Genomic DNA, 19,732 nt, shown 5'->3' with positions numbered 1-19,732 from the left:
CCCAGAGGTGGAATAAAAAAAGTGAGCTATCTCACTTCTATACTGAGATAGCTCACTTATTAAAACCTTAATTTAATATTAATTTTTAACCTTAATCCACTTTTCCTATTGCTACTTTTTCAATCTGTTGGTTATGCTTATCATTTAAAAGTCTTATCTCATAAACTAAGAATAAAGCTGTTACTAATGATGCTAAAAAGTCTGCTATTGGACCTGCAAACCATATGCCGTTTAACTGCATAAATTTAGGTAATACTAAAAGAAGTGGTATTAAGAATATAACTTGTCTTGTCATACTTAGGAATATAGATTTTTTAGCCTTCCCTATACATTGGAAAAAGTTGGCACTTACTATTTGCAAGCCTACTATAGGCAACATAAATAGATAAGTTTTAAGACCTTTTGTTCCCACCCTAATAAGCTCTGCATCATTATTGAAGAACTTTATTATAGCTTCCGGGAATAGCTGTATAGTTAAAAAGCCCAATATACAAATTGATGATGCACCTATTATTGCATACTTTAATGTATCCTTAACTCTTTTATAATTTTTTGATCCATAGTTGTATCCTATTATAGGTTGTGCACCCTGATTAATTCCAAAAATAGGCATTAAAAATATCATAGATACACTACTTATTACTGTCATAGCTCCTACAGCGGTATCTCCACCATAGGTACTTAAAGCTCTATTAGATATAGCTGATACAACACTAGCTACTAATTGCATTGCAAAAGGAGATATTCCTATAGCAAATATTGATTTTACTATATGAGATTTTAATTTGAAATTCTCCTTTTTTATCTTAAGCATACTATTTCCTCTAAAATAGTACGTTAGAGTCCATATAGCTGATCCTATTTGGGATATTACTGTAGCTATAGCAGCTCCCTGTATTCCCATACCAAATACAAATATAAATATAGGGTCTAATATAATATTAAGCCCTGCGCCAAATAGCATTGTATACATAGATATTTTAGGATTGCCCTCTGCCCTTATAAGATTATTTAACCCAAAAGCTACATTATTAAATACATTTCCAAGTAATATTATTCTTATGTAAGATAAAGCATATCCAACGGTCTTTTCTGATGCTCCAAGTACTCTTAATATAGGTTCTGCAAAAATTAGTCCAAGTATAGTAAGTGATATATTGATTACTATCATAAGGAAGAAAGCATTACCTAAAATCTCTTCAGCCTCATTTTTCTTTTTCTGACCTAATCTTATAGATACCGTTGCTCCAGCACCTACTCCTACAAGCATAGCAAAAGCAAGTAAAATTGTTACTATTGGAAAGGTAAGTCCTATTCCTGTAATAGCTAAATTACCAGTTTCAGGTATTTTACCTATAAATACTCTATCTACTATATTGTATAACGCATTTACTAGCATTCCCACCATACTAGGAATGGAAAAGCTAATAAGAAGCTTTTTTATATCTTCACCTGCTAATCTCTTTTCTCTATCTCTATCCATATTTATCCTCCTTAAACATGATTTTTAGAATTATTAACCATCCTTTTTAATAAACTTATTGCTAAAGCTTTTTCTTCTTCTGTAAAATCTTTAGTAATTACTCTATTCGCCTCTGCTAGTATTTCAAAAAACTCTTTTTCTATGTATTTTGCCTTATCAGTTAAAAAAACTCTGTAAGCTCTTTTATCTTCCTCATCTACAACCCTTATTATATATCCTAGCTCTTCTAATCTTTTCAATGCTCTTGCAGTAGTACCCTTATCTATATTTAAATTGGAGCTTATACATTCTTGATTAATTCCATCGTTAGAATATAAATGTATCAAAAAAACATATTGCCCGCTACCTATATCAAATTTACTAAAAGCTTTTGAAGCTAATTTTCCATTCATTCTATACACTTGTGCTATGTATTTCCCTATGCTATCACACTTATGCAAGTTCCTACACCTCGCTTTAAATTAGTTGCAATGCCAACTTTCAGGGCGCAATTATACATCTATCCAGCCTTTTGAAAAACTCCCCTCCATAGTTAGCTAAATTTACTTCTTATACATTCTTGATTAATTCCATCATTAGAATATAAATGTATCAAAAAACATATTGTCCGCCACTTATACCAAATTTCCTAAAAGATTTTGAAGCTAATTTTCCATTCATTCTATACACTTGTGCTATATATTTCTCTATGCTATCACACTTATTCAAGTTTCTACATCTCACTTTAAATTAGTTGCAATACCAACTTTTTGGGCGCAATTATGCATCTATGATGGCCTTTTGAAAAGTTTCCATCCATAGTTAACTAAATTTAGTCACAATCTACTTACATGCTTTATAACAATAAATACTTTCAAAATTAACTTCTTATTAATTTAAAATTTAGTTGTGTCCACAACTAATTATATCTAATTGTATCTATTATATCAACCTTTTTTTATGATAATTAATCTCACTCTTTCGAATTATATATATATAAACTACCTTAAAAATTAGTATATATCTTTATGGTAGTTTAATTTAAACTGCCTAAAGATTTAAGTATATTAAGCTACACGTTAAATCTTAAAGCAATTTATACCCATCATTAACTTTTATAAACTATCATATCCAAAGCATACAGGAGACCCGTTTTCTTCATCAATCATAATTCTTGCTTCAATGTTAAAAACTTCTTTAAGCACAGGTTTTGTAATTATTTCTTCTGGCTTTCCTACTGCAATTATTTTTCCGCCTTTCATTGCTACAATATTGTGAGAAAATCTTGATGCATGATTAATATCATGTAGAACCATAACTACAGTACGCTTTCTTTCTTTATTTAGCTCTTCTACAATTTTAAGTACTTCTAGTTGATGGGACATATCAAGATAAGTAGTAGGTTCATCAAGAAGTAAGATATCTGTTTCTTGAGCTAATGCCATGGCTAACCATACTTTTTGCCTCTGTCCGCCAGATAAACAACCTATTTCACGTTCTTTAAAATCAGTAACTTTTGTGATATTTATAGCCCAATCTATAATTTCTTTATCCTTAACTGTCAATTTATTCATCTTCTTGCAATGAGGAAATCTTCCATAAGAAATTAATTCTTCAACCTTTAACTCTGGAGGAGCTGCAGGATTTTGTGGAAGAAGGGCTAAATCCTTTGCAATATCTTTTGTATGGATTTTAGTAATATTCTCTCCTCTTAAATAGACAGCTCCACTGCTTGATTTTATAATACGACCCATAGTTTTTAATAAAGTAGACTTTCCGCATCCATTAGGTCCAATAATAGTAGTTACTTTTCCTTCTTCTATTTCTAAATCTATATCTTTGAACACTTTAAAGTTTTCATAGCATGTTTCTAATTTATTAACTTCTAATATACTCACCTTAATCACCTTCTATACTTTTGCTTTTAATAGTAGATACACAAAATAAGGTATGCCAACTATAGAAATAACAATTCCAACAGACAATTCTGCTGGAGCAAATAATGTTCTTCCAATAAAATCCGAAACTATAACCAATAACATTCCTATTAATCCAGCTACGGGAATGACTCTCTTATGTTGTATTCCAACTAAACTCTTTGAAATATGAGGTGCAAGTAATCCTACAAATCCAATATTACCTGATACAGAAACACATGCACTAACAATACCTATGGCTGACAATAATAATATAGCTTTTTCCCTTTCAGTAGATATTCCTAGACTTTTAACTGTATTTTCTTCTAATTGAAAGAGATCTAAAATAAATGCTTTTTTTAAAATAACAGGAAATAAAACAACTACCCAAGGTATTATAGATAAAATATATTTCCAATTAGCATTCCATATACTTCCGTTAATCCAAACTGTAGCCATTTCAAAATCTGAAGGGTTCATTTTTAAGGATATAAATAGTGAAACTGCTCCTAAGCCTGAACTTATTGCTATCCCTACTAAAATGAGCCTTTGGGTATCCAACCTGCCATTTTTCCAAGCAAAAATATAAATTAATATAGCTGATGTAAGTCCACCTATTAAACCAAATAAAGGCATGGCAAAAACAGAAAACCATCCTGTATTATTAATATTTCCTTGAAATAGGAACATGAATAGCACAATTGCCATTCCAGCTCCTGCATTTATCCCTAAAATTCCTGGGTCAGCTAAACCATTTTTCGTTATTCCTTGAATTACTGTTCCCGCAATTCCAAACCCAAATCCTACTAGAGCTCCAATTACAACTCTAGGAAGACGAAATTCAAATATAACCAAATCATTATTTGGATCAGGATTTATTCTAAATATTGTATCTATCAAATCCTTAATAGAAATATCATAAGTACCATTACTTATACTTATATACATTGATACTAAAATTAAAATAATACTTACTACAATTACGGTACTATACCTTTTAAAAGAATCTCTACGCATTTTTTTGCCCTCCTTTAGTCCTCGCTAAATATAAAAAGAAAGGCACTCCTATAAGAGAAGTTACAACTCCTATTGGTGTTTCAAATGGATAATTCAAAAATCTACTTACTATATCACAAACTGCTAAAAATATAGCTCCAGTAACCGCAGAACATGGAATGATCCACCTATAATCACTTCCAATTAAAAATCTAATTATATGAGGTATTATAAGCCCAATGAAGGCTATTTTCCCTGCCAAAGCTACTGATATTCCTGTCAGTACAACAACTATAGTCATAGCAATAATTTTTATAAGTCCAGTTCTTTGTCCAAGACTAATTGAAATTTCATCCCCCAAAGATAATATTGTTATAGATTTAGATATTGCCATTGCAGCTATCATTCCCACTATAGCAAAAGGTATTATAAACTTTATTTTATCTGGAGTAATTTGATGTAGCCTAGCATTGTACCAAAAACTTATGTTTTGTGAAACTTGAAAATATGTAGATAAAGCCAAAGAAATACTACTTAAAAAAGCACCTGTAATTGTTCCAATAATGGCAAGTTTTACTGGTGACATCCCATTTGGCAAAAGGGATGCTAGTCCAAAAATTATTAATGCTCCAATGGCAGAACCTATAAAAGACCAGATAATTAAACTCAATGAAGATGCTTCTGGGAAAAATATCATACAAATTGTAACTGCAAAAACTGAGCCATCGGAAACTCCCATAATCGAAGGGGATGCAAGGTAATTCCTTGTCACCCCCTGCATTAATGCTCCAGATACTGCTAAAAATGCTCCAATTAAAAGGGCACTTATAACTCTCGGTAAACGAGAATACATTATAATTTGATGATTTACGTTGGTTGAATCAAAATTTAAGAAAGCATCTCTTATTATGTTTATATCAATGTCCTTTGCTCCATAAAGGATTGATAAAACCACTGTTAACACTATAATTATTGGCGATATTGATAAAATTAACATTGGTTTTGAAATCTTTTTTGACATAACACTATATACACTCCTAATTATTTAGATAACTCTGATACAGCTGCCTTTAAGAAATTTGATTTACTCCAAGCAGTTCCCCCTTGAGCTAATGGATCAACAGCATTTACAAAAACTTTTCCTTCTTTTACTGCGCTAATACTTTTCCAAATTGGATTATTGTTTAGTTCTTCTAGTGCTTTAGGCTTGTCTGAATTTTCATTCTCTGAAAATTGAACAAAAATATAATCTGGATTTAATTCTGAAAACTTTTCTAGTGAAACCTCTTCTTGAGCTTTTGCAGCCTTAACTGGTTCTGGAGCTGTTAATCCTAAATCATTGTAAAGGACTGGATTAAAGAATACAGTTTCAGGATAAATAAATATATTGCCGCCTCTTATTCTTATAGCAACTACTTTTTTATCTTTCATTTTATCACCAAGTTTTTCCTTAGCTTCTTTTGCATCTTCTTTATATTTCTCTATAATTTCTTTTGCTTTATCCTCTTTACCACTTAATTGACCCATAAGCATAAGGTTATCTTCCCAATCTGTAGATATGTGTGAAACTGGTATAGTATCCTTTACTTTGTTTAACTTTTCTAAAGTTTCAGCTGGAAATTTAGTTGATCCCAATATTATATCTGGTTTTAATGATAAAATAGTTTCAATATTGGGTTGAATTTTCTCTCCTATAGGTTTTGTTTCAGCTGTTATTTCTTTGAACATTGCTGGAAATTCTCCACCTACAGTAATTGCACCTAAAGGTTTTACATCAAGCATTAGTGCATCTTCCATTGACTCCATAGTTCCTGTTATAACAATCTTTGCATCCTTACTTGGCACAGTATACTCTTTTCCTAAATAGGTTATCTTCTTTTCTTTATCTTCTTGTTGAGATTCATTAGTGCTTTGTTGTACTTCCTTATTAGCATTTGCACTACCCTCTTCATTATTATTTTTACTACCACAGCCAGTTGCGCCAACAGCCACTAATGCTGATAAAGTTAATACTAATAATCTTTTTTTCATTAACATCTACTCCCCTTTAATATGTTATGTATTTTTATGTGCATACAAGTGCTTAACCTACTAAGATTAAAATTTAAGTACTTATGTACCACATGTAATTAAATTTAATATAAGGTTTTGTTTATATATAAACTTTTTATTGATAATGAATATCATTATTGATTATACTTATTAATAGTTATATTTGTCAATAAATTATTTATTTTCCTTGTAAAAATTATGCTATGTATATTTCTCCTACGTAGAAAAATCTTTAATTAACTTGCTTTTACAGAAGCCAAATCGTCTATTATAAATATCTAAAATAAAATTTTTTATTTATAAATCAATTAAGTAGTACTGTAGAATTATGATATTTTTTAATCCAAACTTAAAATAATTCCAAGATTTAGATGTTTATCTACTTGCCCATTTTTTAGTTAGATGATATAATTCAGTTTGTTTACATTCTTGATAATGATTATCATTATCTTGTATAAAATAAATATAGAGTTGCTTAATAAAGATTTAACTTATACATAATTTTAATTTTTGTAACAAAAATTTTTTCTATGAATTAAAAATTAAGAATTAAAGATGAAGGATTATGGTTAAAGCCCCACTGCCAAAGTCTTTGGAGTTTTTTTAAATAAATTTTATTTTAAGAAATTTACCTTTAGTGAATTTCCTCCTAAATTCTTCATTCTTAATTATTAACCCTTAATTTCTAAGGATGTAAGCTATTTTTTAGAGTATATTTTAAATTTTTACATTATATCTCTATAGTAAAACTTAATAGGGGGATTATAAATGAAAAGAATTGCAATATATGGGAAAGGTGGAATAGGTAAATCTACAACAGTATCTAACATTTCTGCTGCACTTTCTGCTATGGGAAAAAGAGTATTACAAATTGGCTGTGATCCTAAAGCAGATTCAACTAGAAATTTAACTTACGGCAAACCTATTCCAACTGTACTTGAAACTTTAAGAAATATTGGTGATAGTGATTTAAGTTTAAAAGATTTAGTATTTGAAAGTGACAGTGGAGTTCTTTGTGTAGAAGCTGGTGGACCTATGCCTGGAGTAGGATGTGCAGGAAGAGGTATAATAACTGCCTTTGAAAAACTAGAAGAACTTAATGCTTATGAATACTATAAGCCTGATGTAGTTCTTTATGACGTTCTAGGAGATGTAGTTTGCGGTGGTTTTTCTATGCCAATAAGAGGCGGCTATGCTGATGAAGTATGCATTGTTACCTCTGGAGAAATGATGTCTCTTTACGCAGCAAGTAATATTTCCTATGCCGTAAAAAACTTTGGAAAAATGGGCTATGCTTCTCTAAAAGGTCTCATTTTTAACGCTAAAAACTTTGAAGGTGAAAAAGAATTGGTAGAAAAGACCGCAGAAGAAATTGAAACGGAAATAATTTATAGCATAGCTAGAGATCCACTAGTTCAGAAGGCAGAAGCTATGGGTATGACTGTTGTACAAGCATTTCCAGATAGTGAAATGGCAAAAAAATATCATAATCTTGCAAATATAATTTACGGAAATAAACTTGAGGAATAAATTTTGTAAGATTATTTACAAGAGGTGAATTATGGAAATTAATTCTATTTTAAAAGAAAATACTGCTATTGATAATTTAAAAAAACTTTCAAATATAAAAAAAGATAAAGATATTAAGCAAGGTGCACATGCTATTTATCCTGGCCCTAGATGTCCTCTTGCATTAGTAAATAATGTTTTTTCAGGAATAAAGGGAATTTCCACATTGATAGTTGGTACAGCTGAGTGCACTTATTATAATAAAAATATCTCCATATCTTCTAAAGATGAATTTGATGAAAATACTACTTGGTCTTATTCTTTAGATCCAAAGGAAGTTATTTTTGGATGTAGAGATAGGATTATTGAGGCATTGCAAGAAATAGATAAAACAGGTACAGAGGTAATAATTTTAGTATCTGCTTGCGTTCCTGAAATGATTGGTGAGGATTTTCAAGGAATAGCACGTAAAGCAAATTCTATTTTAAATTCAAAGGTAATTCATATAAATGCTGCACACTTTAAGTGTTATAGTTCTGTTCCCTCAAAAGAAGCTTCTTTAAGCTCTCTTTGCGATATTATGGAAAAACAAAATGTTGAAAAAAATACTATTAATATCTTAGGTGAAGGATCTAATAAGCTTCATAAAAGTGAAGTTATAAATTTGTTGAAAAAGCATAATATAAAGGTCAATTGTACAATTCCATATAATCTAACAATTGATTCTTTACGTAAAGCTCCTTCTGCTGAGCTTTCTATTGTTACAGATATTGCAGCATTGCCATTAGCTGAAAAAATTTATGAGAAGTTTGGAACCCCATATGTCCTTTTTCCTCACCTTTTAGATATTGATGAAATTAAAAATGCTTATGGGGAAATAGCTAATTATTTAGATATATCTATAGAAAATGAAATAGAAGAGCTTTATATAAAAACTAAAGAACAAATAGAAACCTATAAACCTGTTCTTAAAGGAAAACTATTTGCCAGTGGATATATGACATTAGACCCATTTATTCATTCAGCATTTCTTTCATCTTTAGGGATGAAACCAGTATACATAGAAGCAGATTATTTTTTTGATAAAAACAAATTATGGAGTGACAAAATACTTTCATTAGATTGTAATCCTTATGTAGAACATACATTTAATTTTAGTACTATAAATAGGGCTTTAAGTTCATTTCCTATAGATTACTTCTTTGGTTATACACCAATAGAAAAAAATGAAACATCATCTATGCAATGTATAAGATATAAATCTGGTGATTTTGAACTTGGATTTGAACAATCTTTAAGCCTCCTTAAAAGTATCTGCTCCGTAGATAAATCTTATAAATATGAAACTAATAGGGAGGTGAATGAATAGTGGCTCTTTATAAATACTATCCTATACCTTCTGATAGAATGGGATCACTTTGGACACTATTGCCTATAAAAGATGCGTATATACTAGAGTTTGGTACATCAGGAACTACCAGATTTGAATTAAACAGTTTTGCCAGAATGCAAGGTGAGCAAAATAGTAAAATCTTTACTACTCACTTAGATGAAACTGATATAGCGCTAGGAGAAATGACTCGTCTTGATAAGGCAGTCGATGAAATTATTAAAGCTCATAATCCATCTGTACTTTTTGTTATGCCATCTACCCTTTCAGCAACTATGGGATCAGATATTGTTATGAACTGTAGAAAATATCAAAAGAAGTATAGTAATACACAAATAATACCGATAAAAAATGATGGATTCCAAGGAAATTGGACTATGGGAATTCGAGATACACTTGATACCTTAGTAAAAACTCTTCCTGTAGATGTGAAAAAAACAGAAAATTTAACTTTTAATATAATAGGGTCCTGTGCAGATGATTTTAACTATCTTTCAGATATATATGAAATTAAGAGAATATTAAAGGAATGTTTTAATGCTAAACCAATTTGTATAATGACTTCTGATACTAATATTTCTGACATAAAATCTATGGGAGCATCTCATGTAAATATTGTACTGAGAAATGAAGGTATTAATGCTGCTAAAACTTTAGAAAATCGTTTTGGAACGCCTTATGTTTTTGGAAAACCTTACGGTCTTAAGGGAACTCTACAATGGATTGAAAAAATTTCAGAAACATTAAAAATGAAATGTAATGATGAATTTATAAGCTCTGAAGTAAATGAGTTAGAAACTTCACTAAAAGCTGCATCATCTTATACTGCTCAATTTAGCAAACCTTCAATTGTTATAGGAGGCCATTTTGATGTAGTAAGTGGAATAATAGATTTTTTAAAGGATGAAGCTGGATTTAACATATCTCATGCATGGTGTACTTCTCCTGATATGAAAACAGATACAATTCCATTTTATAAAGAAAATCAATGGGAAGAAATAATAAAAAAAGAAGATTATCAAATTCTTATGGGTAATGCTGTTACACTTAGTTTGTGTAAAAATAAATGTAAAAAGATACAAATAGATATTCCAAATTATAAATTTTACTTTTTAAAATATCCTTATACACCTTATGTAGGTTTTAGAGGAGCATTGCATTTACTAAATAAATGCTTAAATCCTTAAAATACCGCACAGTTTACAATGTAGAATTATAAATAAAGCTAATTTTTCCTCCTAATGTATTGCTACTTTCCACTTCTGGAAACAATACTCATAAACTTAACTATAATAAATATACGTATTACAATTAAAGTATTAGCTAATATCTTAAATACTACAGCTGTAAACTGTGCATTATAAATTTAATAATTATAATTACAGCATTAAAAAACAACAACTTTCCCATGAAGACAGCCTTGAAATATATAGCCGTCTCTTATTTTATCCAATAATATCACTTTGCATTTTCTTACTCAAAGAATTTAATACTAATTCATATGACATATCTATCATCTGTTTTAAAACATCATCTGGTACCTCACCATCTAAATATACAGAGTTCCAGTGTTGTTTATTCATATAATATCCTGCAGTAATATCTTTATATTCTTCCCGTAAATGCTGCCCAAATAATGGTTCACATTTTAATGTAATAATTGGTTTTTTATCTTTGTCTCCCCCCTGCATAGCAAACATTTTACCTCCTATAAGATATCTTGTTGCATCCCATTCTATCTTAAAGTCTTTTACTGCTCCACTTTTAGAAATACAATACTCATCAAGCCATTCATATTTCATATAAAACACCTTCAATTCTAATTAATAAATTACATCTTAATATAAAACAATTGTGTAATTTATTAATTAGAATTNNAATTGTGTAACTTATTTAATTTATTTATGTATTAATTATAACATCATTTCCAACATAATACATTTTACTTATTTTAAATAAACTTTCTTTTATAAAAATTGTAAAATCTAAGGATTTATATAAAACACTCTAGTTTTTTCATTACTATATTGCTATCTATTAATTCCTTGTAAAAGAATAATATCTTGATTTGTATCTTTTATACTCTTCTTATCTTCCTCTATAAATTTACACTCATCTTCAATTCGCTTTTGTGATAAGATCCATCCGGCGATAATTAATTTAGGGAATCTTCAAATAGATTCCCTAAAAAGTTTTATATTATTAATATTAGCTTTTAACGTAATTAAAGTTTAATTTTTTCTTCCCACCATCCAAAAGCTACAATAGCATTAATTGTTTCACTACTAGAAGCTCTTAAAAATAATAGAAAATTTCCACCTGGAGGTATTATTAGTTTTCCATCTTCTTCAGATACTAAAGTAGTATTAGGTGGAATAATGCGATCATATATATTAACTCCACCACTAGGTGTTCCAGTGGTAGACTGCACATATTCTAATAACACCTTAGGTTTTGGCTGTGGACATAAAGTTGTATTAGTAGGTGATACTAATGAAGAAATAGCGGGATTTCCAGGTGGATTTGTATTTAACCAAATTTCAGCTGTTATTATACTTGAAGAAAAATTAGAAACTGTTAACACATTAACAAATAAATCTTTACCAGAGCTTTTAGGATTTACTAATGCAGCCCATGCATTGCTGCTATTATTTATAAATAATGTTGGAGTTTGTCCTATAAAATACACCCCTTGTAGAGATTTATATAATGGATTTGGAATACTAACTACTTGCTGCAATGGTCTTGCAAATGGTTGACATTCACATGATTCATTTTTATCTAACATAATAACACTTCCTCTTAAATATACATTATTTAAAGTGCTTAATAGACAAAATTTTTTTAGACTAGTATGAAATTTCATCTATGCTTGTATTATATTAATATAGGCTTAAAAAAGTTATAATATTTTAAAATTAGTGTTATTAACAGTTTTTTCTCTCTTAATAAAAATGCTATTTTAAATCATGTGTGTATAGATAATTCTAGCATCATAATGTATGTTTAATTAATTATTGTCTTCAATGATTTCATATTTACACCTAGGTTTAATTTTTGTCTCAGCAGTTATTTATTCCATTATAAGCTTCTTAATATTCTCTCTACAATTTCCTTTCCCTGCACTACATTATGTCCTGAAATGCAGGTATCAAAGTCTATCTTTTGATATTTCAAAAGTGTATCATTGTATAACTTTGGATCACAATAAAGACTTGGAACAATTTCATCCATATTATCTCCAATGTTATCCCCTGCATTGATAACTTTTTCTTCCTCATCAATAACAGTTATTGAGTCAATTGTATGACCAGGAGTATATATAATCCTTATTTTATCTTCTGGAAAATACAATTCCTCCTCAAATACTAAATTAGGCAAATACATTTCTGCTTCTCCACAAACGTATTCCTTATTTTTCTGCATCATTACTTCCCAGTTTGATTCTATCATTTCTCTACATAATTTATGAGATATAATTATGCTATCTTTCAGAGAGCTATTACCCCATATATGGTCCCAATGATAATGTGTATTAATTACCACTACTGGCTTAGGATCATTTTTTATATACTCCTTTATAGGATCTACCCATAGTGAACCTAGTCCAGTATCAATAATATAATTATTTTTTTCTCCCATAATTAAATGCATGTTTAAATCCCAGAAATCTGATGGAGAACTAGTAAATAAAACATTTCTATTTTTTATTTTTTGAATTTCCATTAATTCATACCCCTTTTCTTGTAAAACTTTATAGAATAAAACAATATATTCCCTGTACTGTTCATAAATTCCTGCTACATTCATTATAATAAACAATGACTGCCCCCATGGTGTCAGTCATTGTATTAATCTAATATTTCTTTGTACTCTACCTTAAATATTTAAGTTCTATTACTTCACAATTTATAATTTTATATAAAACATCCTGATTTTTTCATTATTTCATCACTGTCTATTAATGTTGCTTCCTCTACTGAAATACCTGTGTTTTTTATAAATCCTTGTACCGCATGATATCCTACTGCATATCCTGCACTAACTGGTATACCTGTAGATTCGCATCCCTGAGCATTTACAAGTTGATCTCCAAATACATATTTACGAACTTCATTAAATCCAGTAATATCAAGTGCATCTCCTATAATTTCGAAGGATTTTTCTAACTCCTTACCTTGGACTGATGTCACCCATGGTCCTATAAATTCATCTCCATATAAGCTTGCTGCAAAACCTTCTGCTAGCCCCTCTAAGGTTATATATTGACTAACAGATACATTCATAAAATTCCATTTTACATTTTTCATAAGTACATTATGATGAAATTCATGAGCTATAATTGACTTTAAACGGGGTAAATTATATTCATTAGGTGCAATTACTATTTGAATATATCCTGGAATTGATCCCATACCAGTATAGCCTTTCATATTTGCAAGAAATTCAGGATTCCCCATGAAAATTCCCAGGGTAATACTATCTGGCAAATCTATATCAATATTTTTAAATCTTTCAGCAGATTCCTCAAGTGCTTCTTCAGCCATTATCCAAGCATCAGCTTTGTGAAGCATATCTAGCATATCATTTATTTCACTATCATAGCCATTAAGCGGCAAATACCCCATCATTTCAGGTTCCATTTTCATATTCATTATATTATACATAAGCTCAAATGGCTTAGCTAAATTGCTTTCATAAAATTCTAAACGATTTTCTTTAGGTAAATTAATCAATTCTTTATATAAATTATACGTATCTAAAATTTTAATCTCCATAATATTTTCCCCTCTATCTAAGTAGTTAGCATTAGAATACTAACCACGTTTATTTTTTATTTGAAAATATTTTCTATATTTTAGTGGTGTTAACCCCATCTATAATCTTATAATAGTCCTTTACGGACCGTTAAGGTCAACAGTTATTTTAAAAAATAATAATGAAAACCTTAATTGCCAATATAATAGTAATTAAGGCTTGTTAGTCTATAATATAATCTTTTAAATTTTGTGGTGTTGATTCTAGTGGAATTATTAGTTATATAGCATAATCAGTATAAACGTTATTCTTAGTTTGCTTAAAGTCTTCTTTCTTCTCTAAAATTGTTACATAACCTCCATGATCTTCATACTTTAGCCTTTCCGTTCTATATTCCCTATCTAAAATCTATGGTATCTCTTGAATGTTTTCTCGAATTTTCTGCGGAAGAGCTTTAAAACCTTTCTTTTTCATTCAAATGACCTAACTTCTATCATCGCTGTTACCTCTCTTAAAAATTAAAATACCCTTACCATATTCTCAAGGTAAGAGTTTCCATAATAATATATATTTCAAAATAGTACTTAATACTTTAACTTTATTTAATAAATGTAGTTATATGCTAGGTTATTTTTAATTCAGACTATGGTAATAGGAAATAATAACTTTATGTTATAATAAATTTATTACGTTAATTTAGAATTATAGTATATAAAAAGAAAGAGGTGAATACTTCTGAATAGTATAAAATGTGAACGTAGAATATATGATTATAAATTTAATACACATGCTCATTCATATGCTCAATTGATTTTACCCATTCATGGGATACTTTATATAGAAACTAATTATAAAAAACTAGCAATAGAAGATAAGCACTTATTCTTTCTTCCTCCAGATTGTAAACATACCTTTAGAGCTAATAAGAGTAATGAATTCTTGGTTTTAGATATATCTAATAATATGCTTAATAAATATGATATGGAAAATATGATAGGTGGAAGGAAACTTTTATTTGATGATAAATGGAAAGCTATAAGATATTTATTGTTAAATGAGGCTGACAATAAAAAAAGTTCTAGCTCCATTAACGACTTATTCCTCTACTGTTATCATTTTATTTCAGATGAAAGTATACCTGATTCTATAAAATATATTAATGAACACTTCGCAGAAGATATAGATTTAAAAAAATTAGCAGATATTGAGCATTATAATATAAGTTATTATAGTGAATGGTTTAAAAATAAAATGAATGTCTCTCCTATTGAATATGTACAAAATCTAAGAGTGAAAAAAGCAAAAGAACTTCTTTTAAATACAAACTTAACAATTTTACAAATTTCTCAAATTGTAGGTTATGAACATAATTCATCATTTACTAGAGTATTTAAGTATTTAGAAAAATTATCGCCTACAGAGTTTAGAAGAAAAATCAAAAAATAAGCTAAATACTAACTAGATTTTAGAAAAGACTTATCTAGCCAAAAAGTTATAATAGTGTGTAGGTAACATTTTAAAGGACTATTTTGAAATAGTTCTTTATTTTTTTAAATAGTTTAGGAGGTAAAAATGAATAATAAAATAGACATAATTATAAAGCAATTTGTAGAACACTATTCAGAAATGAGAGATGTTCAAACTAAATGGAAAGAACCTTTGGTAGCATATGCAGATGCAACGGATGAAATGTTTTATAACCTTAAAGATGCAGTAAGTCCTTCTCATGCAATACCTCAAGATTTTTTACCAGAAGCCAAAACCGTAGTAGCATACTTTATACCTTTTGATGAAGTAGTAGTTAAAAGTAATATAGAAGGAAAAGAAAGTTCGAAAGTTTGGGCAAAAACCTATGTAGAAACTAATCAACTAATATTAGATTTAAATACTTTTATTAAAAATGAACTACAAAAATTAGGATACAAATCAAACATTATACCAGCAACACATAATTTTGATAATAAAAAATTGATTAGTGATTGGTCTCATAGACATGTTGCCTTTATTGCTGGGTTGGGGAAATTTGGACTAAACAATATGCTAATTACTGATAAAGGTTGTTGTGGAAGGGTTGGTAGTTTTATAACTGATTTAAAAATAGAACCTACTAAAAGAAAAAATGAAGAGAATTGTTTATATAGACATATGAATATATGCAAAAAATGTGTGGATAGATGTGTAAATAATGCTTTAAAAGTTGATTATTTTGACAGACATAAATGTTACGAAATGTGCTTACATAATGATAAAATTCATTCAGATATTGGTTTGTCAGATGTTTGTGGCAAATGTTTAGTTAACCTTCCTTGTTCTAACACTAATCCAGTAAAACTAAATAAATAGTTCTGTTATATTATGTATTAATATAGAAAGGAAGATGTTTTTATGGTTACTTTTGACCATTTAATGAAATTAGATATACGAGTTGGAGAAATTATCGAAGTGGATTTTTTTGAAAAAGCCAAAAAACCTGCCTATAAACTATTGATAGATTTTGGTAACGAAATTGGTATAAAGAAATCGAGTGCACAAATTACTGAATGTTATAAAAAAGAAGACCTTATAGGCAAGCAAGTTTTAGGAGTGGTAAACTTGCCACCAAGACAAATTGCCAATTTTATGTCGGAGGTATTAGTGTTGGGAATTTATGCTGGACAAGAAGTGGTATTAATTCAACCACAACAGCCTGTTAAAAAAGGTGATAAATTAGGCTAATACATGTTTTCTTAATAGATGAATCAAGGACTTACTTTATTAAAGCAAATCCCATTTTACTAAATCTATATCAATAATAATGACTATATTTATATTATGATAAACTTTAAGTCTTATAATACTGATACTAAGAAGTCTACGTCAATTGCGGTACAACCCTCCATACCATAAGTAAATCATTTACCCATACGTAGAATATTTAATATTTTGACCTCAAAATCCTAAAGTGATTTTGCCTTAATTTTCTTATTATTTTGAAAAAGGTATTTACAACTAAATGAATTTGGTTTACAATAAATGTATGAAATATATTAAAAGGTCTGAAAGGAGGCTGTAAAATGTTAATTTACAACGATAGAATTAAAAAATCTCTAAACAACAATATATACAGTCTGCTGTCAGTAAATTATTTGTGTTAAGATTTAATAATATCTTGCATTATTTACATGTATAAAATTTTGACCGCAGACTTCATATCTGCGGTTTTATTATATTCTATAGATATTAATTTGAATTACTTTTTCAGTTTTATTCGATGGTCAAGCTACTGATATACTATCCTCTATAAGTTAAGATAATCAGTAATACTACTTTTTCTAAGTTCAATGAAAGTAATTCAAACTACAGTGAAAGTAAAAATCACCGTATATCTATTTAATTTGTATATAATTACCGCAGAGAAAATCTGCGGTTTTTTAATTTGTGATTTATCTATGTATATTGCTTGATAACACTGCTTTTTAAGCAAATCTATACTTATGAATGTCATAGATAAATTATTCTATCTTCTATATAAACTAATCCTATATGAAGATAACAAATTACTTTATTGATATTTTAGCCGCAGCGCAATGAAATCCTAGAGTTCTCATTGTTTCTGCGGCTTTTATATTTGATATTAAAAAGAACCAATAAAAGTTCATCTTAGGAGGGTTTAAAATGAGCCTAAAATAAAAATGCTGCGTTCGGCAGAAACTTAAATTTTTAATAGGAGGCAAAAATGAGGTTAAGATTTTTATAGATAGAAAGAATTTTTTTTAAAATTATATGATAGATATTTGATTGGAGGAAGTTATATGATAACAGGAAATATTAATGGAATAAAAAAAATAATACTTGAAAAGCTAGAGGGTTTATATGAACTTACAATAGATAGCTACAGCATCTTTTCTTATGAATTAGTAGAGAAAATTAATGAAATTAGTAGAACTATAAAAAAAGAACTATGTGTAGTTATTGATAGACGTGGAAAAATCACTGCAATTTCAGTTGGTAAAATTAATAATGTTGAAATACCATATATAAATGCTACAGATAAAAAGCTAAGTGGATTTAGAGTAATTCATACTCATCCTACTGGTGAAAGTAAGCTATCTTCAATGGACATTTCAGCCTTAGTAGATTTAAAATTAGATGCTATTGCTGCCATTGGAGTTAAGGAAAATATAGAAGATACCGATATAAATATAGGTTTCTGCGATGTTTATAATAATAGCCTGACATTTAGAGAACTTGAAAATCTAAGTCTAGAAGATTCATTGCAGTTAAACTTTAAAGATAATATAAATTATATTGATAAAATAATTGGTGATGTAGTGGAATGCGAAGATGATGTTGAAAAAGCTATTTTAGTGGGAACTGACAGTGAAGAAAGTCTTGAAGAGCTTAGTAATCTTGCCAAAGCTTGCAATGTTGTTCCTGTATACAGAACATTTCAAAAGAAAAATAGAGTGCATTCTGCTTATTATGCAGGACAAGGTAAGGTTCAAGAAATAGCACATTTAAGACAACTTAAAAATGCTAATGTAGTAATATTTGATGATGAGCTATCTGGTTCCCAAGTTAGAAATTTAGAAGGAGCTATTAAATGTAAAGTGATAGATAGAACAACATTAATTCTAGATATTTTTGCAAGGCGTGCTAAAAGCAAAGAAAGTATACTACAAGTTGAGCTGGCTATGCTTACTCATAAGCTTTCTAGATTAAGAAATGCAAATGCAAATCTTGCAAGAATTAAAGGTGGTGTTGGAGTAAAAGGTGGTGTTGGCTCAAGAGGACCTGGAGAGAAAAAGCTTGAAACTGACAGAAGACACATTGAGGACAGAATAGAGGAAATAAAAAGTGAGCTATCTAAAATAATCAATCAAAGAGCTATTCAGAAGGTTAAAAGGTCCAAAAACAATATTAGTAGAGTTGCTATTGTAGGCTATACTAATGCAGGTAAATCAACTTTAAGAAATAAAATATGTAAAATTGCTGCTTCTAATATTATAAATAAAGAAGGTGTTCTAGAAGCTGATATGCTTTTTGCAACATTAGATACTACTGTTAGAGCTATAACATTAAGTGATAACAGAAAAATTACTCTTTCTGATACCGTTGGTTTTATTAGTAAACTTCCTCACGAACTTGTTGAGGCATTTAAATCAACCTTAGAAGAAGTAGTTGAAGCTGATTTACTTCTCCATGTAGTAGACGGATCAAATANNTCAAATAAAGAAGCAATAAAACAAATAAAATCAGTAAACATAGTTCTTAATGAGCTTAATGCTAAAGATAAAAACACTATAGTTGTTTTAAATAAAATTGATAAAGCTTCTGATAAAAATTTAAAAGAGTTAAAAGACTTCTTAAAAGATGAAAAAATAATAGAAGTCAGTGCTATAGAAGAAATAAATTTAAAGGATTTGCTTAACATGATAGGTAAAGATATCCCAATTAAATTGGTAGAAAAAGATTTTATTATACCTTATAGTGAGCAAGAACTAGTTTCAATGATTCATGAGAATTCTAATGTCATTAATGAAGATTACATTGAAGAAGGAACTCACATCAAAGCCTTAGTCCATGAAGAAATTTATAAAAGATGTGTGGACTTTGAGGTAAAAGTGTATCCACAGATGTAGATACACTTATTTTCCACCTCTGGGGAAC

At 29.1% G+C, this 19,732-nt stretch carries 16 protein-coding genes and 1 pseudogene; 7 read left to right on the top strand and 10 right to left on the bottom strand.

The window, feature by feature from the left end; all coding sequences use genetic code 11:
- Positions 1-91: 91 nt before the first annotated feature.
- The 6 genes from B2W91_RS12670 to B2W91_RS12645 form a co-directional block, all read right to left on the bottom strand.
- Positions 92-1,483 carry an MATE family efflux transporter gene (locus B2W91_RS12670; protein WP_291581457.1) on the bottom strand — a complete coding sequence of 464 codons (1,392 nt, stop codon included), beginning with the start codon at positions 1,481-1,483 and terminating at the stop codon, positions 92-94.
- A gap of 11 nt (positions 1,484-1,494) precedes the next feature.
- Positions 1,495-1,923 carry a MarR family winged helix-turn-helix transcriptional regulator gene (locus B2W91_RS12665; RefSeq protein ID WP_291581456.1) on the bottom strand — a complete coding sequence of 143 codons (429 nt, stop codon included), beginning with the start codon at positions 1,921-1,923 and terminating at the stop codon, positions 1,495-1,497.
- 654 nt (positions 1,924-2,577) lie between these two features.
- Positions 2,578-3,360, bottom strand: coding sequence for an ABC transporter ATP-binding protein (locus B2W91_RS12660; protein ID WP_291581454.1), 783 nt, complete (start codon positions 3,358-3,360; stop codon positions 2,578-2,580).
- Between the two features lie 12 nt (positions 3,361-3,372).
- A complete protein-coding gene (locus B2W91_RS12655) occupies positions 3,373-4,395 on the bottom strand; it encodes a FecCD family ABC transporter permease (protein ID WP_291581453.1) in 1,023 nt (340 codons plus the stop codon).
- Entirely contained in the window at positions 4,388-5,395 is a 1,008-nt protein-coding gene (locus B2W91_RS12650; protein WP_291581452.1) for a FecCD family ABC transporter permease, read from the bottom strand. Before B2W91_RS12650 ends, B2W91_RS12655 begins: the two co-directional genes overlap by 8 nt.
- A gap of 20 nt (positions 5,396-5,415) precedes the next feature.
- Positions 5,416-6,405, bottom strand: a complete 990-nt coding sequence (locus tag B2W91_RS12645; protein ID WP_291581449.1) for an iron-hydroxamate ABC transporter substrate-binding protein — start codon at positions 6,403-6,405, stop codon at positions 5,416-5,418.
- Between the two features lie 789 nt (positions 6,406-7,194).
- Between B2W91_RS12645 and B2W91_RS12640 the strand changes: the two genes are divergently transcribed.
- Genes B2W91_RS12640 through B2W91_RS12630 form a run of 3 tightly spaced genes read left to right on the top strand, consistent with a single transcriptional unit; the run spans position 7,195 to position 10,512 of the window.
- Complete coding sequence (locus B2W91_RS12640) at positions 7,195-7,956, top strand: nitrogenase iron protein NifH (RefSeq protein WP_291581448.1); 762 nt, start codon at positions 7,195-7,197, stop codon at positions 7,954-7,956.
- A 31-nt stretch (positions 7,957-7,987) separates the two neighbouring features.
- Complete coding sequence (locus B2W91_RS12635) at positions 7,988-9,304, top strand: nitrogenase component 1 (protein ID WP_291581447.1); 1,317 nt, start codon at positions 7,988-7,990, stop codon at positions 9,302-9,304.
- Entirely contained in the window at positions 9,304-10,512 is a 1,209-nt protein-coding gene (locus tag B2W91_RS12630) for a nitrogenase component 1 (RefSeq protein WP_291581446.1), read from the top strand. Before B2W91_RS12635 ends, B2W91_RS12630 begins: the two co-directional genes overlap by 1 nt.
- A 258-nt stretch (positions 10,513-10,770) precedes the next feature.
- Here the strand turns inward: B2W91_RS12630 and B2W91_RS12625 are convergent, their stop codons facing one another.
- The 4 genes from B2W91_RS12625 to B2W91_RS12610 form a co-directional block, all read right to left on the bottom strand.
- Positions 10,771-11,127 carry an MmcQ/YjbR family DNA-binding protein gene (locus tag B2W91_RS12625; protein WP_291581444.1) on the bottom strand — a complete coding sequence of 119 codons (357 nt, stop codon included), beginning with the start codon at positions 11,125-11,127 and terminating at the stop codon, positions 10,771-10,773.
- A 422-nt stretch (positions 11,128-11,549) separates the two neighbouring features.
- Positions 11,550-12,113, bottom strand: a complete 564-nt coding sequence (locus B2W91_RS12620) for a DUF6143 family protein (RefSeq protein ID WP_291581442.1) — start codon at positions 12,111-12,113, stop codon at positions 11,550-11,552.
- A 293-nt stretch (positions 12,114-12,406) separates the two neighbouring features.
- Entirely contained in the window at positions 12,407-13,147 is a 741-nt protein-coding gene (locus B2W91_RS12615; protein ID WP_291581441.1) for an MBL fold metallo-hydrolase, read from the bottom strand.
- Between the two features lie 95 nt (positions 13,148-13,242).
- On the bottom strand, positions 13,243-14,103 hold the full coding sequence (locus B2W91_RS12610) for a DUF2268 domain-containing protein (RefSeq protein ID WP_291581440.1): 861 nt from the start codon (positions 14,101-14,103) through the stop codon (positions 13,243-13,245).
- Positions 14,104-14,818: 715 nt separating this feature from the next.
- Between B2W91_RS12610 and B2W91_RS12600 the strand changes: the two are divergent.
- The 4 genes and pseudogenes from B2W91_RS12600 to hflX all read left to right on the top strand — a co-directional run bounded on the left by B2W91_RS12600 (position 14,819) and on the right by hflX (position 19,704).
- A pseudogene (locus B2W91_RS12600) lies at positions 14,819-15,545 on the top strand (AraC family transcriptional regulator).
- 110 nt (positions 15,546-15,655) lie between these two features.
- Entirely contained in the window at positions 15,656-16,426 is a 771-nt protein-coding gene (locus B2W91_RS12595; RefSeq protein ID WP_291581439.1) for an epoxyqueuosine reductase, read from the top strand.
- Positions 16,427-16,468: 42 nt separating this feature from the next.
- Positions 16,469-16,798 carry a tRNA-binding protein gene (locus tag B2W91_RS12590; RefSeq protein ID WP_291581437.1) on the top strand — a complete coding sequence of 110 codons (330 nt, stop codon included), beginning with the start codon at positions 16,469-16,471 and terminating at the stop codon, positions 16,796-16,798.
- Positions 16,799-17,874: 1,076 nt separating this feature from the next.
- Positions 17,875-19,704, top strand: coding sequence for a GTPase HflX (gene hflX, locus B2W91_RS12585; protein WP_291581435.1), 1,830 nt, complete (start codon positions 17,875-17,877; stop codon positions 19,702-19,704).
- Positions 19,705-19,732: the final 28 nt, after the last annotated feature.

Origin of the sequence: Clostridium sp. UBA6640 (assembly GCF_002455975.1) — a bacterium.
Lineage (GTDB): Bacteria > Bacillota > Clostridia > Clostridiales > Clostridiaceae > Clostridium_J.
Note: the sequence above shows the minus strand (reverse complement) of the source record. Positions and strands in the feature narration are given on the sequence as shown.